This window comes from Paenibacillus lupini, from assembly GCF_011761355.1.
Classification (GTDB): domain Bacteria; phylum Bacillota; class Bacilli; order Paenibacillales; family Paenibacillaceae; genus Pristimantibacillus; species Pristimantibacillus lupini.
Window position 1 is genome coordinate 133,040 of sequence record NZ_JAASRW010000007.1, and the last position, 23,781, is coordinate 156,820.

Annotated in this window: 20 protein-coding genes; all 20 read right to left on the reverse strand. The window is 46.6% G+C overall.

The window, feature by feature from the left end:
• Window positions 1-20: 20 nt before the first annotated feature.
• A complete protein-coding gene (pnp, locus tag FHS17_RS22460; RefSeq protein WP_167280893.1) occupies window positions 21-2,102 on the reverse strand; it encodes a polyribonucleotide nucleotidyltransferase in 2,082 nt (693 codons plus the stop codon).
• A gap of 300 nt (window positions 2,103-2,402) precedes the next feature.
• Window positions 2,403-2,672: a 30S ribosomal protein S15 gene (rpsO, locus tag FHS17_RS22465; protein WP_015844979.1), complete on the reverse strand. Its 270-nt coding sequence runs from the start codon at window positions 2,670-2,672 to the stop codon at window positions 2,403-2,405.
• Between the two features lie 163 nt (window positions 2,673-2,835).
• Window positions 2,836-3,783 (reverse strand): bifunctional riboflavin kinase/FAD synthetase, encoded by a 948-nt coding sequence (locus tag FHS17_RS22470; RefSeq protein WP_167280707.1) that lies wholly within the window; start codon window positions 3,781-3,783, stop codon window positions 2,836-2,838.
• A 35-nt stretch (window positions 3,784-3,818) separates the two neighbouring features.
• Window positions 3,819-4,721, reverse strand: a complete 903-nt coding sequence (gene truB / locus FHS17_RS22475) for a tRNA pseudouridine(55) synthase TruB (protein WP_167280708.1) — start codon at window positions 4,719-4,721, stop codon at window positions 3,819-3,821.
• Window positions 4,722-5,714, reverse strand: coding sequence for a DHH family phosphoesterase (locus FHS17_RS22480; protein WP_167280709.1), 993 nt, complete (start codon window positions 5,712-5,714; stop codon window positions 4,722-4,724).
• The gene (gene rbfA, locus FHS17_RS22485) at window positions 5,711-6,067 is read right to left on the reverse strand and encodes a 30S ribosome-binding factor RbfA (protein WP_167280710.1); all 357 of its coding nucleotides are present in this window, start codon (window positions 6,065-6,067) and stop codon (window positions 5,711-5,713) included. Before rbfA ends, FHS17_RS22480 begins: the two co-directional genes overlap by 4 nt.
• 15 nt (window positions 6,068-6,082) lie before the next feature.
• A complete protein-coding gene (gene infB, locus FHS17_RS22490; RefSeq protein WP_167280711.1) occupies window positions 6,083-8,926 on the reverse strand; it encodes a translation initiation factor IF-2 in 2,844 nt (947 codons plus the stop codon).
• On the reverse strand, window positions 8,892-9,242 hold the full coding sequence (locus FHS17_RS22495) for a L7Ae/L30e/S12e/Gadd45 family ribosomal protein (protein WP_167280894.1): 351 nt from the start codon (window positions 9,240-9,242) through the stop codon (window positions 8,892-8,894). Before FHS17_RS22495 ends, infB begins: the two co-directional genes overlap by 35 nt.
• Window positions 9,235-9,549, reverse strand: a complete 315-nt coding sequence (rnpM, locus tag FHS17_RS22500; RefSeq protein WP_167280712.1) for an RNase P modulator RnpM — start codon at window positions 9,547-9,549, stop codon at window positions 9,235-9,237. The genes FHS17_RS22495 and rnpM overlap by 8 nt, the downstream gene beginning before the upstream one ends.
• 48 nt (window positions 9,550-9,597) lie before the next feature.
• The gene (gene nusA, locus FHS17_RS22505) at window positions 9,598-10,701 is read right to left on the reverse strand and encodes a transcription termination factor NusA (RefSeq protein WP_167280713.1); all 1,104 of its coding nucleotides are present in this window, start codon (window positions 10,699-10,701) and stop codon (window positions 9,598-9,600) included.
• A 37-nt stretch (window positions 10,702-10,738) separates the two neighbouring features.
• Window positions 10,739-11,200 (reverse strand): ribosome maturation factor RimP, encoded by a 462-nt coding sequence (rimP, locus tag FHS17_RS22510; protein WP_167280714.1) that lies wholly within the window; start codon window positions 11,198-11,200, stop codon window positions 10,739-10,741.
• A 183-nt stretch (window positions 11,201-11,383) separates the two neighbouring features.
• Entirely contained in the window at window positions 11,384-15,700 is a 4,317-nt protein-coding gene (locus tag FHS17_RS22515; RefSeq protein ID WP_167280715.1) for a PolC-type DNA polymerase III, read from the reverse strand.
• 42 nt (window positions 15,701-15,742) lie between these two features.
• Window positions 15,743-17,191 (reverse strand): proline--tRNA ligase, encoded by a 1,449-nt coding sequence (gene proS / locus FHS17_RS22520; RefSeq protein ID WP_167280716.1) that lies wholly within the window; start codon window positions 17,189-17,191, stop codon window positions 15,743-15,745.
• 7 nt (window positions 17,192-17,198) lie between these two features.
• Window positions 17,199-18,464 carry an RIP metalloprotease RseP gene (rseP, locus tag FHS17_RS22525; RefSeq protein WP_167280717.1) on the reverse strand — a complete coding sequence of 422 codons (1,266 nt, stop codon included), beginning with the start codon at window positions 18,462-18,464 and terminating at the stop codon, window positions 17,199-17,201.
• Window positions 18,465-18,550: 86 nt separating this feature from the next.
• The gene (locus FHS17_RS22530) at window positions 18,551-19,690 is read right to left on the reverse strand and encodes a 1-deoxy-D-xylulose-5-phosphate reductoisomerase (protein WP_167280718.1); all 1,140 of its coding nucleotides are present in this window, start codon (window positions 19,688-19,690) and stop codon (window positions 18,551-18,553) included.
• Between the two features lie 325 nt (window positions 19,691-20,015).
• Entirely contained in the window at window positions 20,016-20,810 is a 795-nt protein-coding gene (locus FHS17_RS22535) for a phosphatidate cytidylyltransferase (RefSeq protein ID WP_167280719.1), read from the reverse strand.
• 27 nt (window positions 20,811-20,837) lie between these two features.
• On the reverse strand, window positions 20,838-21,605 hold the full coding sequence (locus tag FHS17_RS22540) for an isoprenyl transferase (RefSeq protein WP_167280720.1): 768 nt from the start codon (window positions 21,603-21,605) through the stop codon (window positions 20,838-20,840).
• 65 nt (window positions 21,606-21,670) lie between these two features.
• Window positions 21,671-22,225: a ribosome recycling factor gene (frr, locus tag FHS17_RS22545; RefSeq protein WP_167280721.1), complete on the reverse strand. Its 555-nt coding sequence runs from the start codon at window positions 22,223-22,225 to the stop codon at window positions 21,671-21,673.
• Window positions 22,225-22,953, reverse strand: a complete 729-nt coding sequence (pyrH, locus tag FHS17_RS22550; protein WP_167280722.1) for a UMP kinase — start codon at window positions 22,951-22,953, stop codon at window positions 22,225-22,227. Before pyrH ends, frr begins: the two co-directional genes overlap by 1 nt.
• Before the next feature lie 106 nt (window positions 22,954-23,059).
• Window positions 23,060-23,710, reverse strand: coding sequence for a translation elongation factor Ts (gene tsf, locus FHS17_RS22555; protein ID WP_167280723.1), 651 nt, complete (start codon window positions 23,708-23,710; stop codon window positions 23,060-23,062).
• Window positions 23,711-23,781 lie beyond the last annotated feature (71 nt).

The following is a 23,781-nucleotide window of genomic DNA, read 5'->3' on the forward strand; positions in this document are numbered from 1 at the left end:
TTCTATAGAAGCGCAGTTGATTACTGCGCTGGTACTTCTGGTGTCAGAACAGCTTTACGGGACAGATTAATACGACCCTGCTGATCGATTTCAGTTACTTTTACCGTAATTTGGTCACCAATCGCAACAACATCTTCTACCTTCGCTACGCGCTCAGTAGACAGCTGAGAGATATGAACAAGACCGTCTTTGTTCGGCAAAATTTCAACAAATGCGCCGAATTTCTCGATCCGTTTAACCGTTCCGAGGTAAACCTCGCCAATTACGACTTCTTTCACGATGCCCTCGATAATAGCTTTCGCCTTCTGGTTCATTTCCTCGTTCGAAGAAGCGATGAAGACCATGCCATCCTGTTCGATATCGATTTTTACGCCGGTTTCTTCAATAATTTTATTGATGATTTTACCGCCGGAACCAATAACGTCACGGATTTTATCAGGGTTAATGCGGAGTGTCAAAATTTTCGGAGCGTATTTAGACAAGTTCGTGCGCGATTCAGACATTACTGCCGTCATTTTGCCGAGAATGTGCATACGGCCGATACGTGCTTGTTCCAGTGCTTGCGACAAGATCGCACGGTCAATACCGTCAATTTTGATATCCATTTGAATAGCCGTTACACCTTTCGCTGTACCAGCAACTTTAAAGTCCATATCTCCAAGATGATCTTCCATCCCTTGAATATCAGACAAAATCGAGAAATGCTCGCCGTCTTTGATCAGACCCATTGCAATACCCGCTACAGGAGCTTTAATCGGAACGCCGGCATCCATCATTGCAAGTGTACTTGCGCAAATACTAGCTTGGGAAGTCGAACCATTCGATTCAAGCACTTCTGATACAAGACGGATCGTGTAAGGGAATTCTGTCTCATTAGGAATAACCTTCGACAAGGCACGTTCACCAAGTGCACCATGGCCAATCTCACGGCGGCCTGGAGGACGAAGTGGACGAGCTTCACCTACGCTGAATGGCGGGAAGTTGTAATGATGCATGAAGCGTTTGGTCTCTTCAGGGCTGATCCCATCCAAGATTTGAACATCGCCAAGTGCACCAAGTGTACAAATACTAAGTGCTTGAGTTTGTCCACGTGTGAACAAGCCGGAGCCGTGTGTACGCGGAAGCAGAGCTACGTCACATTCAATCGGACGAATCTCGTCAAGTCCACGTCCATCAGGACGTACTTTATCATGGGTGATTAAGCGGCGAACTTCTTCTTTCACGATATCATACAAAACTTCTTTTACATCGCTCAGAAGCTCAGGTGTTTCTGCATATACTTCTTCAAAATGAGCAACAGTCTCACTATTAGCAGCGTCAATTGCTTCTTGGCGTGCATGTTTCTCAGGGATTCGGATCGCTTCAACCAGCTTCTCAGAAGCAAATGCGCGAACAGCAGCGTTCACTTCAGCGTTAACAGCATGAAGCTTAACTTCCATTTTCGGTTTGCCGGACACAGCTTGAAGTTCTTCGATGGTTGCGACGATTTTCTTAATCTCGTCATGACCAAACATGATTGCTTCGAGCATCACGTCTTCCGCTACTTCATTGCCTTCTGCTTCTACCATCATGATCGCATCTTTCGTACCTGCAACCGTAAGGAAGATTTCAGTCTCCTGTGCTTGCTCTGCAGTCGGGTTAATGATGAATTGACCATTAATACGACCTACATTCACGCCTCCGATAGGACCGTTAAACGGCACATCAGAAATACTCAGCGCTGCAGAAGTACCAATCATTGCTGCGATTTCTGGCGTGCAATCTTGATCCACGCTCATTACGATATTCGCCACTTGAACATCATTACGGAAACCTTCCGGGAACAGTGGACGAATCGGACGGTCTGTCAAACGGCTGGACAAAATCGCTTTTTCACTAGGGCGTCCTTCACGTTTAATAAATCCGCCAGGGATTTTGCCTACGGCATATAAACGTTCTTCATAGTTCACGGTTAATGGGAAAAAGTCCAAATCTTTCGGTCCAGTGGAAGCTGTAACCGTACAAAGGACAACAGTATCCCCGTAGGTAACCGTTACTGCAGCATTAGCCTGCTTAGCCAAACGGCCTGTTTCCAGCACAAGCTTTCTGCCGCCTAATAACATCTCTACTCGTTGCAAACGTATTCCCTCCTAAAAAGAATTGTGAAGCAATTCTTACTTCGTAAGCATGCACTTAAAGAATTGTGAAGCAATTCTTACGTCGTAAGCATTTGCTTAAAGAATTGTGAAGCAATTCATGCTTCGTAAGCATGCGCTTCTATGTAGCCATTGCTTTTCATACCATTCGTGGGCAGCAATGGTATATCCTGCTGAATCTTGTGATATTACAAAAAGCAACCCGATTCTGCCGGCTCCGGTAGCCCGGACGGCAAGACAACCAGGTTGCTTTTCATGAAACATGTTCTAGCGGCGAAGGCCGAGTTTTTCGATCAATGCGCTATAACGTCTAACATCTTTGTTTTTCAGGTATGCCAACAGCTTACGGCGTTGACCAACCATCTTGAGCAGACCACGGCGGGAATGATGATCTTTCTTGTGCTCCCGCAAATGTTGCGTCAAGTTCACGATGTTTTCCGTCAGGATAGCCACTTGAACTTCCGGGGAACCCGTGTCGCTCGCGTGTGTTTTGTGAGTCTCGATCAGTTGTGTTTTACGATCTTGTGTAATTGCCATCCTCGTTCACCTCCTATTTCAGTTAATCGCCATTAGCCTCGAAATCGCCGGTGAGAGCAGAAATCCAAGCTAAGGTTCGTTTGTGCGCTGTAACGGACAAGCCGTACTCGCTCACAACGTTGTCTAGTATACCATAATTGATTAGGCAAGTAAATGCCAACGCTTAGGCAATACCAAAGAATTGCTTCGCCTCTAAAGCGTCAGCACCAATCTGTTGAATCAATTCATCAATAGATCCAAATCTTTTCTCCGAACGGATAAAGGAATGGAACTCAATTGTAATTGACTCCCCATAAATATCTTGGTGAAAATCAAACAAATGAGCTTCGAGTACCGGGCGAATCTCTTCCTTATTAAAGGTTGGCTTCATTCCGTGGTTTAATACACCACAAAATGTCTTGCCGGCAACCTTTACTTTTATAGCAAATACCCCTAAGCAAGGCGTTACATACGGCTTAGACAATTCAACGTTTGCCGTTGGAAATCCAATTGTTCTGCCACGAGCATCGCCGTGAACAACGATGCCATCCAATTCATATGGACGTCCAAGAAGCGTGGTTGCAAGGACGATGTCGCCTTTTTCCAATGCTGCTCGAATTGCAGTGCTGCTCACCTTTTCCCCGTTCTCATAAAGCGGCTCAACAATATCCACTTTAATACCAGGATTACCCAAACTTCTCATCATTTCAGCATTCCCTCTTCCTTTGGAGCCGAATGTAAAGTCAAACCCGACAATTACATGCTCCGCTTGAAGCGGTCGCAGCACTTCGTCCACAAACTGCTGTGGGCTGATTGAAGCAAAATTCAGGTCAAACTTCACAACGAGCATAATGTCTACACCTAGTTCAGCAAATAAAGCCTGCTTCTCTTCAGGTGGCGTTAAACAGCTGTAATAGTGATCCCCATGGCCAAGCACTTCTTTTGGATGTGGCAGAAAAGTCATCACAGCAGATAGTGATCCTGATTGCTTCGCAATTTGTACCGCTTGGCGAATCACATTCTGATGGCCGCGATGAACACCGTCAAAGTGCCCGATCGCTACAGCTAGCTTCTTATTCTGAAGTAAGTCTGAGCAATCATTCAAAGGGTAAGTAAGTGATATAATTTCCATGCTGATACACCTGCAATTCCTCTATATAATCCCGGTTAGGAGAATACTTTGACCGGTTTAAGTGCCAATGCTTCGTCATCGGCCTTGTATATCCCGATAAAAGCATCATTCTCGCCATATAGGCGTACGAGACTGCTGGAATCGAAGGAATCGGTAATCCGATTGTACGGTATTTTCTGGCCTCGAAGCGCCATTTCTGTAACAGAAGCATCTGCTTGAACTCGAGCAAGATGTTCAATCGCGATTTCAGCCGGCAGCATTCGCTCTTCTAAACGGCCCGCCGCCTGAAGCTCCTCAAGTTCTTCAAGTGTTACGCATTGCTCTCTTGTAATACCGCCGGACATCGTCCGGATCAATTCAGCCATAGCAGCAGGTACACCAAGCGCTCGCCCGATATCCACGCATAATGTACGAATATAAGTACCCTTTGAGCAAATCACCGAAAATGAGAATCGAGGATGGTCTGAATCCAGATCACATGAAAGCAAATCAATTTGGTGAATGGTCACCTTACGCGACTTTCGCTCTACGGTTTTGCCTTCACGAGCTAATTCATACAGTCGTTTGCCATCCACCTTCACAGCCGAATACATCGGTGGAACTTGGTCAATCTCGCCAACAAAGCTTTGCAGCACTTGCAAAACCTGCTCTTGCGTGACTTTGATGTCCGACTGTTCTTCAAGCACTGTACCCGTCAAATCCTCTGTGTCGGTTGCAACACCGAGCTGAATGACTGCCTCATAGGCTTTTGGCCGTTCCTGCAAGTATTCCACAACCCGTGTCGATCGCCCCAGGCATAGCGGTAGTACGCCAGTAACCATTGGATCGAGCGTGCCCGCATGCCCAATACGTTTCATCCGAACGATTCGCCGTACCTTCGCCACTACATCATGAGAGGTCCATCCAGCAGGCTTCCATACGGCAATAATTCCGTCCATCTATCCATTCAACGCCTTTCTAACCGCTTCAACAAGCTCTTCAATCGCTTCTGTTAGCGTCCCTTGTATCCGGCAGCCAGCTGCACGGATATGTCCGCCTCCGCCAAAGGATTGTGCAATAGCCGCCACATCTGCCTTGCCGGCAGATCGAAGGCTGGCTTTGACGCCACCATCTTCCGTTTCCTTGAAGAGGATGCCAACTTCAACACCATCTATATTAAGGGCGTAGTTGACGATCCCTTCCATATCATCGGATACAGCTCCGGTATCCTTCATATCGTCTTTGGCGATATAGAGCCAGCCAATTTGCTGATCTTCGGTAAACGTCAGTCTAGCTAGGCTGCGTTGAAGCAGCTTTAGCTTAGCCATTGTCATCTTTTCCAGCAAATGATCGGCAAGTTTATGACCTGGCGCCCCTAGTGCAAGCATACGTGATGCAACATCCATAACCTTAGGACTTGTATTCGAATAGCGGAAACCTCCCGTATCCGTCAACAAACCTGTATAGATAGCCGTTGCACACTCAACATCTATCGCACAACCAGACTTTTCTATGATATCGAATAAAATTTCAACCGTTGCTGCAGCTTCTGGAAGAATGACATTAACGGTACCAAACCCATTATTGGTAGGATGGTGATCAATATTTAGCAATTTAACATCCTGCGCAAACAAGGCTGAAACCTCGCCAATACGCCGAAAATCGGCGCAATCGACCGCAATCACATGCGTGTACGTCTGCACCGGTTTATCCTTGCGATAATTAACGATTTGATCATAGCCTCTTAAGTAGCTGAGTCGTGAAGGTGATTCCCCTTCATTAATCAGTGTTTTGGATTTGCCTAGTTGATCAAGCAGCCAGCCGATTACCGAAGTGGAGCTGATCGCATCCCCATCGGGCTGCACATGGGAGACGACCAAAAAGTCGTCTCCTTCCTGCATAAATGCAAGTGCAGCTTCTAGCTGTTGCCCGTATGTCACGCCGGCCGTCATTGACCTTTGCTTCCGCGGTTAATTTCTTCAAGCAGCCCTTCGATGCGGCTGCCATACTCGATGCTGCTGTCGAACTTGAACAGAAGCTCTGGTGTATGACGGAGACGCATCCGCTTGCCAAGCTCCGAACGGAGGTATCCATTCGCTTTGCCAAGCGCTTTTAGGGTTTCTTCCTTTTGTTCCTCGCTGCCGAGTACGCTGAGGTAGACACGCGCCTGAGACAGGTCGCTTGTCGCCTCAACACCTGTTACGGTAATAAAACCGATACGAGGATCTTTAAGCTCGGATTGAATAATAAGGCTCAGCTCTTTTTTAATCTGTTCGCCGACCCGTCCTACACGAATTTTAGCCATGTGTTATTTTCCTCTCTACCGCTCTACCGATTCCATGATGAAGGATTCAATAATATCTCCTTCTTTGAAGTCGCTAAACCGCTCGATCGTAATACCACATTCGTAACCTTGCGCGACTTCCTTCACATCGTCTTTGAAACGTTTCACTGTATCCATTTTACCTTCGAATACAACGATACCGCCGCGGATGACGCGAACTTCGGAGTTACGAATAATTTTACCGCTAATAACCATACAACCAGCGATAGCGCCAACTTTGCTAAGTTTGAAGACGTTGCGAACTTCAGCTTGGCCTTGTACAGCCTCTTTGAAGATTGGATCCAGCATGCCTTTCATCGCTTGCTCGATCTCTTCAATCACGTTATAGATAACGCGATGCAGACGAACATCAACTTTTTCTTGTTGTGCAGCCAGATCAGCTTGTGGTTCAGGACGAACGTTAAAGCCGATTACGATTGCATTAGATGCCGCAGCCAAGTTAATATCGGACTCGGTAATTGCACCTACACCGCTATGAATAATTTTGATACGAACGCCTTCGATTTCAATTTTCGCAAGGGAGCCTTTAAGCGCCTCTGTTGAACCTTGAACGTCAGACTTAACAATAATGTTGAGATCTTTGATCTCGCCTTCTTGGATATGCTTGAACAGGTCGTCAAGGGTAACACGGGAGTTTGCACCCAGTTCCGATTGACGTTGCTTGATCGAACGACGATCTGCAATCGCTCTTGCTTTACGCTCATCTTCGAATACCATAAACGGATCGCCAGCAAGAGGTACTTCTGTTAAGCCTGTGATCTCTACCGGTGTAGATGGACCAGCTTCTTTGATACGGCGGCCTTTGTCGTTGACCATTGCACGGACACGACCGAAGCAGTTGCCGGCAACAAATGCATCACCGATCTTAAGCGAACCATGCTGTACAAGGACGCGTGCTACTGGACCTTTACCTTTATCCAGCTCGGCTTCAATAACTGTACCACGTGCACGTTTGTCTGAATTCGCTTTGTAATCATTCACTTCAGCTACGAGCAGAATCATCTCAAGCAATTCTTCAAGACCAAGACGTTGCTTCGCGGAAACGTTAACGAAGATCGTGTCGCCGCCCCACTCTTCTGGTACCAGTTCATATTCTGTCAAAGCTTGTTTGATTTTATCAGGATCCGCATCAGGTTTATCGATTTTGTTAACCGCTACGATAATTGGCACGCCAGCCGCTTTCGCATGGTTAACTGCTTCAACCGTCTGAGGCATAACGCCGTCATCGGCTGCTACTACGATAATCGTAATATCCGTTACTTGAGCACCACGTGCACGCATAAGCGTAAACGCTTCGTGACCCGGAGTATCGAGGAACGTAATTTTCTTCTGGTTAACTTCAACTTGGTATGCACCAATATGCTGCGTGATACCGCCTGCTTCGCCGCCAGTTACGTTTGTATGACGGATAGCGTCAAGAAGTGTTGTTTTACCATGGTCAACGTGACCCATAATAGTTACAACTGGAGGACGAGTAGACAGATCCGCTTCGTCATCAACCTCTTCCACTGTTTCAAAAGTATCTTCTTCAACAGGGATCTTCACTTCAACTTCAACACCAAATTCAGAAGCAATCAGAAGGATCGTATCCATATCAAGCTCTTGGTTAATTGTAGCCATTACACCAAGAGTAATAAGCTTCTTAATAACTTCAGATGCATCTTTATGAAGCAGTTTAGCCAAATCGCCTACTGTCATTGTACCGCGTACAATAATTTTCTTAGGTGTGTTGTCAATTTTCTCACGTGGAGGCTGTTGCGAATGGTTACGGTTATTTCTTCCGCCTCTGCCGCGATTATTCGGGTTCGTTCTATAGTTTGGTTTGCCATCGTCAAAACGCTTTTGGCTGCCATTGTTCGTATTTGACTTCGCTTTATTGTTTACGTTATTGCTTTTGCGATTCGTTTCTGCTGCTGCAGTACCACGCGATGTTGGAGCTGGACGCGATTCGAATGAACGCGCTTGGCCGCCGCCGCCACCTTGGCCTTGTGGACGATTGCCACCTGGAGCACCGCCGCCTTGTGGACGGTTGAATCCACCGCCTTGGCCTCCGCCTTGACCTTGTGGACGGTTGAATCCGCCGCCTTGACCTTGCGGACGACTTCCGCCTTGGCCGCCACCTTGACCTTGCGGACGGTTAAACCCGCCGCCTTGACCTTGTGGACGACTTCCGCCTTGACCGCCACCTTGACCTTGTGGACGGTTGTACCCGCCTCCGCCTTGTGGACGACTGCTGCCTTGGCCGCTGCCTTGACCTTGCGGACGGTTGCCTTGGTATGACGAACCACCCTGACGGTTACCGCTGTGCTGCGGTCTATTGTTGCTGGAATTGCTGGAGCTATTTGAGCTAGCGCTGTTCGTGCTTGCGCCTGCATTAGTCGTGCTTGTATTAGTTGTAGGTGCGCTTTCCTGCTGACTTTGTGCCGGACGTTGTTCTTGTTGCGATTGGTTAGTTTCGGATGTCGTTTTAATAGAATTCATAGGCCCCTGTCTGTCCTGAGATAAATTTTTGTTTGCTTGTGGTGCTTGCTGCTGCGGCTTGCTTGACGCCTGAGCTTGTGGCTGAGGCGTGGCGGATACCGTCGCGTTGCCTGATTCTTGAGCACGCTTCGCTGCAGCATTTGCTTTAATATCGCGGAAGAAGCCTTCCACTTTATGAACCATTTCGTTTTCCATAACACTCATATGATTGTTAACAGGCAAGTTAAGCCGCTTAAGAATCGTTATAATTTCTTTACTGCTCATGTTTAGCGATTTCGCGTATTCGTATACACGCGTTTTATCTTTATTGTCCTTGCTGTTGTCCTGTTGTTTGCTCAATATGATCCACCTCCGAATTTTGACTCAGATGACCTGCAATCATTTTTCCGAACTTTGCGTCAGTTACCGCCAGTACGACTCGTTCCGGCTTTCCTATGGCCTTTCCAAGCTGATCGCGGTCAAATGCTTCGGCGAGTTGTACCCCGTAGGTGCTGCATTTGTCGCGAAATTTCTTCTTCGTGTTTGGCGAAGCGTCGCCGGCAATAATAACGAGCTGAGCTTCCCCTTTACGAACCGCCTTGAGCACAATTTCATCACCAGTAATGAGTTTGCCAGCTCTCATGGCCATGCCGAGCGAGGACAAGAATTTATTCATTTTCATCGCTATCCCGCTCCTTGCCTGCCAGAAACTCGTCTTCTACTGCTATGAAATCCTGTTCAAGCTGGTCGTAAATCGATGCGTTAACTGCCTGTTTTAATGCCCGATCAAGCGCCTTTGACTTCTTGGCTAGCTTAAAGCAGCTTACCTGCCCGCACAAGTAGGCGCCGCGACCGGCTTTTTTCCCCGTCAGGTCAATTAGCACTTCTTCGTCCGGTGTCCGAACAACGCGGATCAGTTCTCTCTTTGGCTTCATTTCTTGGCATGCAACGCACTTGCGAAGCGGCACTTTTCTCGGTCTCACCGTTCACCCCTCCTTTGCCCGTAAATGGACCCAAGATGAAAGCCTGCCCTACATCTGATCGATGGAAACAGAGTCCTGGTGCATCGTACCTGTCGTCGTTTTCGGACGACCGTATTCCTGCTCCGCTTGCGTCTCACTCTTAATATCAATTTTCCAGCCAGTAAGCTTCGCAGCAAGGCGTGCATTCTGACCCTTGATACCAATCGCAAGAGACAGCTGGTAATCAGGAACAATTACGCGAGCCATTTTCTCTTGTTCGAATACGATTACCTCAAGCACTTTCGATGGGCTAAGCGCATTCGCTACATATTCCTCAACGCTCTCCGACCAGCGAACGATATCGATCTTCTCGCCAGTAAGCTCGTTTACGATTGTTTGTACACGCATCCCTTTTGGACCAACGCAGGATCCAACCGGATCTACTTCCTCGTTACGGGAGAATACGGCAATCTTCGAACGATAACCTGCTTCGCGGGCAACCGAGCGAATCTCAACAACGCCGTCGTAGATCTCAGGCACTTCAAGTTCAAACAGACGCTTCAAGAGACCAGGATGAGTACGGGACAAAATAATTTGAGGTCCTTTGGTTGTATTCTCAACCTTTGTAATATACGACTTAACGCGGTCGCCGTGCTTGAATTTATCTGTAGGCATCAATTCTGTAAGTGGAAGCACTGCTTCTACTTTGCCGAGATCTACAAACAAATTACGAGTATCCTGGCGCTGTACAATACCATTAACGATATCTTCTTCTTTATCGATAAAAGCATTATAGATCAGTCCACGCTCAGCTTCACGAATACGTTGGGTAACGACTTGTTTCGCTGTTTGTGCAGCGATACGGCCAAAATCACGAGGTGTAACCTCGATATCGGCGATATCATCCAACTGATAGTGAGGGTTGATCTCGCGCGATGCGTCAACTGTAATTTCAAGACGAGGGTCGAGTACTTCGTCTACAACTGTTTTACGAGCGTATACTTTAATAACGCCGCTGTGGCGGTTAATGTCTACGCGAACATTCTGTGCAGTGTTGAAGTTGCGCTTGTAGCTCGATATCAAAGCCGCTTCAATCGCTTCTAACAGCACTTCTTTGGCAATCCCTTTATCCCTCTCGATTTCCGACAATGCTTCAATAAAATCCATGCTCATTGGAATGGAGTTCCCCCTTTCAAAAATAAACCGCTATTTAAAACACAATCGCAAGGCGTGCGCCCGCGACCTTGGCATATGGAATTACATGCTCTTTTTTACCGATTTTCACCGTAGCTTGTTCGCCATCAAATGCAGTAAGCTGTCCTTCAAATTCCTTAGAACCGTCAATCGGCTCGTAAGTCGTTATGTAAACATGCTTACCCACCGCTTTGCGAACATCTTCTGGTTTCTTAAGCGGGCGTTCCGCACCCGGAGATGAAACCTCTAAGAAGTAAGCGTCGGATACCGGATCGTTCTTATCCAATTCTTCACTCAAAAATTCGCTGACTTTGCCGCATTCGTCAATATCAATGCCGCCTTCCTTGTCTACGAACACACGAAGGAAATAGTTGCTGCCTTCCTTGACGTACTCAATATCAACAAGTTCAAATCCATTGCTGTTGAGGAAAGGTGTTACCATTTCTTCAACAACGGTTTTGATTTTGGATGTGCTCAATCGGTGTAACCTCCTGTTTCTTCATACATGTAAACGGGATTTCGTATTTGAAAAAAGCCGTTTACAAAACGTAAAGAGTGGGTTTCCCCACTCTCTGCTTCAAGTCTCTATCCACATCATTGCCACAAAAATTATATCATAACCGCATAGGGGTGACAAGAAATGTTTTCTTGCATTGGGCGTTTAAAACAATGACAACTGGTTGGATTCCGGCAGACCGCGGAAGCATCCCATGCCCGTTAACACCTCAATAATCGTCTTGCTGGCCTTCGATTTTTGCTGGAAATCTTCAATCGACAGGAACTCACCTTGATCACGTGATGCTGCGATATTCCGTGCCGCATTCTCCCCGATACCCGCAATAGCCGCATAAGGAGGAATGAGCGAGTCGCCTTCAATAATAAATTTCGTTGCATCCGAACGATACAGATCAATCGGCTTAAACGAGAAGCCGCGGGCTGTCATCTCAAGAGCCATCTCGAGCAACGAAATACTGTTCTTCTCTTTCGTTGTTGCATTAAAGCCTTTATCCTCAATCTCGATAAGCTTCTTCTGAATCGCATCATAACCTTGGCAAAGCAGATCCAGATCAAAGTCCTCAGCCCGTACTGTAAAGTAAGTCGCATAATATGCAATTGGATAATACAATTTGAAATAAGCGGTCCGTACCGCGGAAATAACATAAGCGGCAGCATGCGCCTTCGGGAACATGTACTCGATACGAAGACAAGAATCGATGTACCATGCTGGTACTTTACAACGCTTCATCTCTTCGATCCATTCCGGCGTTAGGCCCTTACCCTTACGAACACTTTCTGTAATCTTGAATGCGAGTCCGGCATCCATTCCAGCTTTATATATCAAGTATAACATAATATCATCACGACAGCCGATAACTGTCTTAATGTTACAAGTGCCCTTCTTGATCAGCTCTTGTGCGTTGCCCAGCCATACCCCTGTACCATGGGATAATCCTGAAATCTGAAGTAAGTCGGCAAACGAAGATGGCTGTGTCTCTTGAAGCATTTGGCGAACGAATTTCGTCCCCATCTCCGGCACGCCATAAGTAGCAACTGGTGTGCGGATCTTCTCAGGCGACACTTCAAGCGCCTTCGTCGAGTTGAACATACTCATAACCTTCGGATCATTCATCGGAATCGTCGTTGGATCAACACCCGTCAAATCCTGAAGCATCCGCATCATCGTCGGATCATCATGACCCAGTATATCAAGCTTCAGCAAGTTCGCTTCAAAAGCGTGATAATCGAAATGCGTGGTCTTCCATTCTGCATTCACATCATCCGCCGGATATTGCACCGGAGTAATGTCTTCGACTTCCATATAATTCGGAACAACAACTATACCGCCCGGATGCTGACCTGTACTCCGCTTAACGCCGGTTACACCAGAAGCTAGCCTGTTAAGCTCGGCACCACGCCAAGTTTTATTATGATCTTCAGCATATTTTCTAGCAAAGCCGTATCCTGTCTTCTCGGCTACCGTACCAATCGTGCCCGCACGGAAAACGCACTTGTCGCCGAACATAATTTTAGTAAAATTATGCGCCGTTGGCTGATATTCACCAGAGAAGTTTAGATCGATATCGGGAACTTTATCGCCCTTGAAACCCAGGAAGGTCTCAAACGGGATATCCTGACCTTCACCCTTCATTGGCTTGCCGCAATTCGGACAGTTCTTATCTGGCAAGTCAAATCCACTTGGGACACTGCCATCAAGGAACCATTCGCTATAGCGGCATTCCGAATTGATACATAAATAATGCGCAGGCAATGGATTAACCTCGGAAATGCCAAGGAATGTCGCAACGACAGAAGAACCTACTGAACCCCGTGAACCTACGAGATATCCGTCAGCATTGGACTTCTTAACGAGCTTTTCTGAGATCAAATAGTTGGCGGAGAAGCCGAATTTGATAATCGGTACAAGCTCTTTTTCCAGACGGTCAATTACAACCTGTGGGAGATCATCGCCGTACATGGATTTCGCAGTGTCATAGCATGTATTCCGGATTTCTTCTTCCGCCCCTTCGATAATTGGGGTAAAGAGTTTATCCGGGAACATTTCGAACGGCTCGAACCGATCAGCAAGCTCCACAGTGTTCTTCACGACAACCTCATAAGCCCTTGCTTCACCTAAGAAGGCAAACTCCCGAAGCATTTCTTCGGTTGTACGCAGATGCGCATCCGGCTTACGCAAATCTTTAAGCGGACTAAAACCGGTTATCCCGTGAATGGCGATATCGCGATACAGCTTATCCCGTGGATTCAAATAATGGACGTTGCCGGTAGCGATAACCGGCTTGCCGAGCTCATCACCAATTTCACAAATGCGTCGGATTGCCTGTTCAATTTCAGCACGGCTGCCAACAAATCCTTTATCAACAAGGTGCATGTAGAAGTCAATCGGCTGAATCTCGAGCGCATCATAGAATCGAGCGATTTCAAGCGCTTCTTCGTATGATTTGTTAAGCACTGTCTCGAAGAACTCTCCCTTTTCACAGCCGGAAATGACAAGAATACCTTCACGCATGTCGACAAGTTTGCTTTTCGGAATACAAGCAACACGTTTAAAATGCTCCGTATGCGAGATCGACACCATTTTAAACAGATTTTTCTTGCCAGCCGCATTTAGCGCGTAAATATTGCAATGGAATGGCCGGGAGTTCGAAATATCGAGACCAACATAATCATTTAATTGATGAAGTCCGGTAATATTGCGTTCAGATGCATCATTAATGAGTCCGTATAATACACCACCAAGGGCAACCGAGTCGTCTACGGCGCGGTGATGGTTATCGAGAGAAATCTTATATTTTGCAGACAATGTATTAAGTCGATGGTTCTTCATGGACGGATGTAGGAATCTTGCGAGCTCCAGCGTATCCAGTACTGGATTTGTAATCTCAGGAAGTCCCAAAGACTTCAAATTTGCTTGCATGAATCCCATATCGAATCTTGCATTATGTGCTACGAGAATGGCATCGCCAATAAAGGTAATAAATTCACGCAGCTTAGGTTCGAGTTCAGGGGCATCCTGTACCATCTCATCATTGATATTCGTCAGCTGTTGAATATGATAAGGAATTTTCTCATGCGGATTAATGAAGGTGGAGAATCGGTCGATTTCCTTACCGTTCACCATCTTAACGCCTGCAAGCTCGATAATTTTATTATTTATAATAGATAAGCCCGTCGTCTCGATATCAAATACAACATATTCGGCAGAGGCCAGCTGTTCTTCCCTTGAATTCAGCACCATCGGCACTGCATCATTCACAACATTAGCTTCAAGGCCGAATAAAACTTGGATCCCATTTTTCTTCGCTGCTTTGAAAGCCTCTGGATAACAGTGAATATTGCTGTGATCGGTAATAGCTATCGCTTTATGACCCCATTTAGCAGCCATCTTTACATATTCACCAATAGGAGTAACCGCGTCCATCGCACTCATTGTGGAATGGAGGTGGAACTCAACACGTTTTTCCTCGGCATTGTCCTTACGGTCAGGCGGTGAAGATATTTCTTGGAGATCATTTGGTATCATGACCAGCTCTGGCTCCTGCATGAAGCGGTCATAATCGACCTTACCACGTGCTTTCACCCATTTGCCATTCGACAATAGGCTAAGCATCTTCACGTCTTCTTTGTTCTTGGCAAACATTTTCATCGCCATCGAATCGGAGAAGTCGGTTACGTTAAACGTAAACAAGGTCATACCGTTACGAAGCTCTTTCACTTCGAGGCCAAATACAGCGCCTTGTACTGTAATTTTCTTTTCTTCTTCACGGATGTTCATAAGTGGAGTAGGTTCATCACGAATGTCATAGCCCATCGCCAATTTAGTCGGCGCTTCATCGCCTTCGCCCTCAGAGGCTTCTGTAGCGACGCTTTCCATGATCTGAATGACTGCTTCCCGCTCCGCTTGTTCCCGCTTCTGCTGGAACTCCTCATAAACTTCCGGTCTAGCTTGCTCGGCGACTTCCATTTTCACACGATACGTCCGGTCGAAGTTACGCTCATAAAAGCTGCTGATCGCTTCATCAATTTTCTTCTTCTTGGCTAACTCCAGGCCCATACCATCGAGCAGCGATACGGTGATCATCTCATCGGTTGGTTCCATTCCTGCTTTACTCAGCCAGCCATTAACCGAGGCGTTCTCTTGTTGAACCCACTCCAGGAACATCGGCCAATATTCACGGGCAATCTCTACAGAAGGAACCGTTGTTTCGTATTGAAGCTGAAAAGAAGTTTCAGCAATATGCGAAAACTTCATGTTTACGGCTTGGGTCAGCGCCATAAAGGCCTTATAAGGAATTAAGGACGTTTTGCGAATGCAAAACGTCCACTTTCTATTGCTTTTTCCTACAAGAACTTGCTCGATGTAACCGTCCTTGTAATAGGAATTTATTATTTCTTGCGGCAGTCCCGCTTGCTGCATCAGCAATTCAAAGCGCTGCCGTTTGTCTCCGGTTTGGCTCATGGCAATCAATCACTCCTGTACGATCCAATCCGATCGAAGCTATTAGTATGCACGTGCAAATACGACCGTGTGCTCTGCATGTTCTCCGCAGACGAGACATTTGCTCTTCTTCTTCTCCGGTTCAAAAGGAATGTTACGGCTTGTTGCGCCTGTTTCTTCCTTCACTTGCTTCTCGCAAGCTCCGGAACCACACCAGCCAGCTAGTACAAATCCACGTTTCTCTTCCATCGAAGCTTTCATCTCGTCAAGTGTATCTACATCATAGAAATTATCTTCACGGAATTTCTTCGCCTTCTCATACATTTCACGTTGAATATCAGCGAGCATCGTTTCCACTTCAGCAATTAGGTTGTCCTGGCGAACAATTCTCTTCTCCCCGCTAATCCGCGATACAAGAACGACTTGGCCATTCTCCATATCGCGAGGTCCAAGTTCAAGACGAAGTGGAATACCGCGCATTTCGTATTCGTTGAATTTCCAGCCTGGGCTGACGTCCGAACGGTCGTCTACACGAGTACGGATGCCGGCTTTCTTAAGCTCAGCAAACAGTTCGTCAACACGGCCAACTACTTGATCACGGGTTTTGGCCGGACCAATTGGAATCATAATGACTTGAGTTGGTGCAACCTTAGGCGGCAAAGCCAGACCACGGTCGTCACCATGAACCATAATCATAGCACCAATCAGACGTGTACTCACGCCCCAAGATGTGGTATGCGCGAATTGAAGCGTGTTCTCACGGTCCAAATATTTGATGTCGAAAGCTACTGCAAATTTAGTACCAAGATAATGGGAAGTACCGGCTTGAACCGCTTTACCGTCTTTCATCATCGCTTCGATCGAATAGGTGTTTACCGCACCTGCAAAACGTTCGGAAGGAGTTTTCTCCCCTTCAATTACCGGGATTGCAAGGAACTCCTCAACGAACTCACGGTACACGCTAAGCATCTTCATCGTTTCTTCGCGAGCCTCGTCTTCTGTCTCATGAGCCGTATGGCCCTCTTGCCATAAGAATTCGCTTGTACGAAGGAATGGCAGTGTACGTTTTTCCCAACGTACAACATTCGCCCATTGGTTAATCAAGAGCGGCAAATCGCGATACGACTGGATCCATTTCGAATACATGTGTCCAAACATCGTTTCTGAAGTTGGACGAATAGCAAGTCGTTCTTCCAGCTTCTCACCAGCAGCTTCCGTTACCCACGGCAGCTCAGGGTTAAAGCCCTCAACATGCTCTTTCTCCTTTTGGAAGAAGCTCTCTGGAATAAAGAGCGGGAAGTAAGCATTGCGGTGACCGGTTTCTTTGAAACGGCGATCCAGATCGCGTTGAATATTTTCCCATAGCTCATAGCCTTCTGGACGGAAAACAATACAGCCCCGTACCGGCGAATAATCCATGAGCTCTGCTTTTTTAATAACATCTAAATACCATCTTGAAAAATCCTCGCCTTGCGGCGTAATTTCGGTAACAAACTGTTTATCCTTAGACATAACCGACTTATGGCTCCCCTCGTACCAATCGCAAAATATCGTTGTAAGTCACAACTAGCATCAGCAGCATAATTAGTGCAAAGCCGATGAAGTGGACCATGCTCTCCCGGTTTGGATTAACCGGACGTCCGCGTACCGCCTCGAGACCAAGGAATATAAGCCTGCTTCCATCAAGCGCGGGAATGGGCAGCAAGTTGAAAATGCCAAGGTACAGGCTTAATAAAGCCGTCCATGACGTTAAATCTGTAATACCTTTGCGAGCAATTTCACTAGTCATTTCCGCTGTGCGGACTGGGCCGCCTAGATCATCCAGCTTGAAGTCTCCGATAATAATCTTCTTGAAGCCTTCAAAAATACTAACCGTCATGGTCTTCATCAGCTTGGCTGCACCTGTAATGGTCTCACCAACCGTGGCACTGCGGAATTGATAAGCAGCCGTTATACCTACCTTACCGACACCTTGATCATCCGCTATCGGGGTCAATTTAATAGGTTGAAGAGCTCCATCGCGGATTACATTGAGCTGAATAGCTTTACCAGCAGATGCTCCGATGATATCTATCATTTTGTCATAATCGGTACCGATCTTGACTCCATTAACAGTATCAATCAAGTCTCCCTGCTGCAGCTGAGCTTGCTCAGCCGGCATCCCTTTGGTTACTTTATCAACGAGCAAACCTTGCGGCGTGCCTGCCATCTGTATGTATACCATGAACAAAATAAACGCAAGCACAAAGTTCATCAGTGGGCCAGCGAAGATCGATAACGCTCGTGCGCCAACCGATTTGCTTCCGAATTGACGGTCAATCGGAGCAATTTGTGTCTCTTTCCCTCTTGAAATAAGAAGCGCGGTTGGATGAACAGCGAACCGTTCTTGATCCCCTTCCACATCAAGAGTAACGAACAAATCCTTCTCCAGATCAATCGCAGTCACTTCTCCACGGACAACACCACTGCGTTCATCCAGCCGATCGAGATAAATCCGGGTAACCTGATTGTTCTTCACACGAAGAGCAATCGTCTGTCCGACTGTAACATCTACAATCTCTGGATCCTCTCCTGCCATACGGACGAATCCGCCGGCCGGTACGAGTCGTAGCGTAAATCTGGTTTCACCACGCTTAATTGAGAACAGCTTTGGACCAAAGCCAATTGCAAATTCCCGAACTAGTATTCCAGCGCGTTTGGCGAAATAGTAATGTCCCCATTCATGGATGGTTACAATAACAAAAAATACGAGCACGGTCATAAAAACGACCCGAATCATCTCCATAACGAGCCTCCTGTTCGTAACGGCCTGTACATAGATTATCATTATTCTCCCGTACGACACAAGAGAACCGCAGGTTACAGCTCAAGCTAGATGACTGTTGCTTCTTTACGAGCCCATTCATCCACTTCTGCTATCGCCTGCAAATCAATTACTGCTGTTACGGAATGTCGCTCCAATACGCGTTCCAGCACTCGTTCAATGCCTAAGAAATCAATTTCTCCATCTAAAAATCGAGCTACAGCAACTTCATTCGCAGCATTGAAGACCGTTGGAGCTGAAAGCCCCGCTCTTCCGCAATCAAATGCGAGCTTCAAACAAGGATATCTCACAAAATCCATCTCACGGAAATGAAGCTTGCCTATGGCAGCAAGATCAAGCCTGCCCGTAGGTGTTGGATAACGTTCCGGATAAGTTAGCGCATATTGAATAGGAACACGCATATCCGGTAATCCAAGCTGTGCTATGACGCTGTTATCACTGAATTCAACATACGAATGGATAATACTCTCCGGATGGATAAGTACGTTAATCTGATCGTATGTCACATCGAACAGCCATCTCGCTTCGATTACTTCAAGACCTTTGTTCACCATTGTTGCGGAATCAATTGTAATTTTAGCTCCCATTGACCAGTTCGGATGATTCAGCGCTTCCTCAACCGTTACACCAACCAACTGTTCCCGTGAACGGTCACGGAATGAACCGCCAGAAGCCGTGAGAGTAAGCTGTTGTAAAGCTTTACGGTCTTCACCATTTAAGCATTGGAAAATAGCTGAATGCTCACTATCGACTGGAATAATGGAAACACCCTTCTGCTTGGCACGTTCCATTACAATATGACCGGCCGTTACAAGCGTTTCTTTATTCGCTAGACCGATTGTTTTGCCTGCTTCAATCGCTGCAAGTGTTGCGGGTAATCCGCGGCTTCCAACAATAGCTGTAACAACGACATCCGCATCATTATTCGCTGCAATCTCAACAAGCCCTTCTTCACCGTACAGCACCTGAATGCCAGATGGCAATTCAGCCTTGGCCTGCTCCGCTAAATCTTTAGTGGATAGGCATACAGCTGAAGGACGAAACTGCTTCGCCTGCTCGATCAACAGAGGCAAGTTATTGCCTGCTGATAAGCCAACGACTTGGTAACTCTCCGGATCATTCGCGATAACATCCAGCGTCTGAGTGCCAATGGAGCCGGTGGAGCCTAAGATGGTGATTTTTTTCATGGATTCCTCCTGGAACTCGTTTGATGCGTGTTGCTGTTCTACTGATGGACTGGGTCGCTGCGCAAAAGTGTCATGGCTTCGATCGCTGTTGTCTCTGAATTTCTTGATCTCAATCCGCTTAGCGGTTGAAATTCATAGACAAAGGCGAACGCTTCGCTTCTCAACCATGACACTCTCGCTTCGCTCCCAAGCCCAAGAGCAGACACTTAAGGCATTCCTTCCAAGTCGGAATACCAAGAAATAAAAGATGGAGAGCAGTATAAACATTATGAACATGTCATTATTACCATGTTTACGTTTATCCACACCAGCATACTTCAATTCTTTATGTAGGTAGAAGATCTGTAAGGATTAACAACGGGAATACGATAATCCAACTATCGAAACGATCGAGAACACCGCCGTGGCCTGGTAAGATCGAGCCAGAGTCTTTGATGTTTCGGACGCGTTTGTAAGCGGATTGAATAAGGTCCCCTAGTTGTCCGGCTACCGCTACAATGAGACCAATCAATAATGCATTAGTGATCTCTATGATATGTGGCGCACAGACAGCGAATACAAAAGCTGTAATGACCGACAGGACAACACCACCGACAGCCCCTTCAATTGTCTTGTTAGGGCTTATAGAAGGCCATAACTTATTCTTGCCGATTGCTCGTCCGACGAAGTAAGCTCCCGCATCGGATGCAACGTTACAAGCTATAATAAGAAACGACCAGAAGATGCCGTGATGTTCGAGATCCCTTACTGCATTCATCGAACTGAAGCCGTAACCTACATATAAAGCGCCTAACAACATTAGCGAGGCGCCGTCGATGGTTATTTTGTTTTTGGTGAATACCGTGACAGCTAAGAGCAAGAATGCCAATGTCCAAAGAACGGTAATCGCAGAGGGTGAATCTACGCCCATAAGCTTCCACGGAAGCACGAACAACAGCACACCTGCATAACCCAGCAATGAAGCTGGTTCATTCCATGTGTGCCCATTCATCTTCGTATACTCGTTAAAGCCGAGTAAAGCCAGCAATACAAGCGTAGCTGCATACAACCATCCGCCGGCAAGCAGTAATGCGACAAAGGCCGCACCGGCAAGAAGTCCCCAAATGATTCTTTGTTTCAAGTGATGGTCACACTCCGATATCGATGCTTATAAACCGCCATAACGCCTAGCGCGGCGCTGGTACTCTTGTATTGCTTCTTGCAGATGTGTCTCATTGAATTCTGGCCAGTACACGTCCGTAAACCACATTTCGCTATAGGCAAGCTGCCACAGCATGAAATTACTAAGTCTTAACTCGCCACTTGTACGAATCAATAAGTCCGGATCCGGAATATCCCCGCTCAACAAACGGCTGGATAACAGCTGTTCATCAATCTGTTCCGTAGATAATCGTCCATCCTGTACATCGGCAGCAATTTCTTTAATAGCCTCCAGCATTTCCCTACGACCGCCATAATTAAGAGCAAAATTAAGTACGAGTCCCGTATTATTAGCTGTCTTCGTAATCGCTTCTTCAACAGCATTCAAGGTAAACGACGGGAGGTTTTCTTTGTGACCCATCATGCGTACCTGAACGTTTTTTTCAACGAGCTCTTCCAGCTCAATTTCCAAAAATTGCTGAGGAAGCTTCATTAAGAAATCAACCTCGTCCTTAGGCCTCTTCCAGTTTTCCGTGGAAAAAGCGTACAATGTCAAATACTTGACACCAAGACGATCTGCTTCCATTACGATTCGCTTCACCGTCTTCATACCAGTATGATGGCCGGCGATCCGTGGAAGTCCACGTTTCCTCGCCCAACGTCCGTTACCATCCATAATGATGGCGATATGCTTCGGAACATTGTCAGTTGCCAAAAACGGTTCAGCCTCTTTCGAGGACGATTTGCCAAGTTTGGCCAAAATTCGACTGATCATGCTTGTTCCTCCCACCCGGATTTCAAAAAACCAAACCCCACCTTACGGAGGGGCTGTAGGTGCAATTATACTTCCAGAATCTCTTTCTCTTTTGCAACAAGTACTTTATCAACTTCCGCAATGAAACGATCTGTTGCTTTTTGAATGTCTTCTTGATGGCGACGTGACTCATCTTCAGAAACAGTCGTTTTCTCCATCTTTTTAATATCATCATTTGCATCACGACGGATGTTACGGATAGCAACCTTAGCATCCTCACCGAATTTCTTCGTTGTTTTCACAAGGTCATTACGACGCTCTTCCGTCAGAGGAGGCAATGTAATACGGATAGCCGAACCATCATTGGATGGTGTAAGGCCAAGATCGGATTTCATAATCGCTTTCTCAATTGCTGCGATTGATGTTTTATCCCAAGGCTGAATAAACAGCGTACGGGAATCCGGTGTATTAATATTCGCTAATTGCGCAACGGGCGTAGGTGCCCCATAATATTCAACTTGAACACGATCGAGCAAAGCAGGCGTTGCCCGTCCTGCACGAAGTGTAGCCAGATCACGTTTCAAAGCGAGAATTGCTTTCTCCATACGATCTTCTGCATTCTTTTTAACGGTTTGTGGCATTATTTCGCACTTCCTCTCACAATAGTACCAATCTTCTCACCAAGCACGACTCTCTTAATATTCCCTTTTTCAGTAATCGCGAACACGACGAGCGGAATATTGTTATCCATGCATAGCGACGATGCCGTTGAATCCATAACACCAAGGTTCTTGTTCAGTACTTCCATATACGTTAATTCTTCGTATTTCTCAGCTGTTGCATCTTTGAATGGATCAGCAGAGTATACGCCGTCTACTTTGTTTTTAGCCATCAGAATAACTTCTGCTTCAATCTCAGCCGCACGAAGTGCTGCAGTTGTATCCGTCGAGAAGAACGGGTTACCCGTACCAGCTGCGAAAATAACAACACGGCCTTTCTCAAGGTGACGGATTGCGCGGCGTCTTATGTAAGGCTCCGCAATTTGCTGCATAGCAATTGAAGTTTGAACGCGAGTTGGCACTTCAATTTGCTCAAGTGCGTCTTGCAGTGCAAGTGAGTTCATAACGGTTGCCAGCATGCCCATGTAGTCAGCAGTAGCACGATCAATACCTTTCGCCGTACCGGCGATACCACGCCAGATGTTGCCGCCGCCAACAACGATAGCGACTTCAACGCCAAGTGCAACTACTTCTTTCACTTGATCAGCGATTTCTGAAATGACCGAAGCTTCAATGCCGTAGCCTTGATCTCCTGACAAAGATTCACCGCTTACTTTCAGAACTATTCTTTTGAAAACAGGCTGTCCCATCGTCCCTACCTCCATCTTGTACCTCGCGGGCGAGGTAACATCCTATAATGATCTTTATTTAGAAAAAGGGACGGGGCGAACGCCCCGCCCCGCCTGTGCGTTCGGTTTACAGTTTTGCTTGAGCCATAACTTCTTCAACGAAGTTATCCACTTTTTTCTCCAAGCCTTCGCCCAGTTCATAACGAACAAAGCGACGGATCGAGATGTTTTCACCGATAGCGCTGATTTTTTCGTTCAGAAGAGCCGAGACAGTTTTGTCAGGGTCTTTAACGAAGGATTGCTCCATCAAGCAGTACTCTTCGTAGTATTTAGAGATACGGCCATCAACCATTTTCTCAACGATTTTTTCTGGCTTGCCTTCGTTCAGCGCTTGAGCTTTCAGAATCTCGCGCTCTTTTTCGATTTCGTCACCAGGAACTTCTTCGCGACGAACGAATTTAGGGTTAGCTGCAGCGATGTGCATAGCGATATCACGTGCGAAAGTACGGAATTGATCTGTTTTCGCAACGAAGTCAGTTTCGCAGTTGATTTCTACAAGTACGCCGATACGGCCGCCTGCATGGATATACGATTCAACAACGCCTTCAGTTGCAATACGACCAGCTTTATTTGCAGCTGCGGACAGGCCTTTCTCACGAAGCAATTCGATTGCTTTTGTGATATCACCGTTTGTTTCGTCCAATGCTTTCTTGCAATCGAGCATACCTGCTCCAGTTCTTTCACGAAGCTCTTTAACTGCACTAGCGGATACTGCCATAATAAGCCCTCCTGGAAATTCCATTTTTAGTTTTTACGTTCAAAAAAAGGGCGGTGAGAGGCTTTCACCTT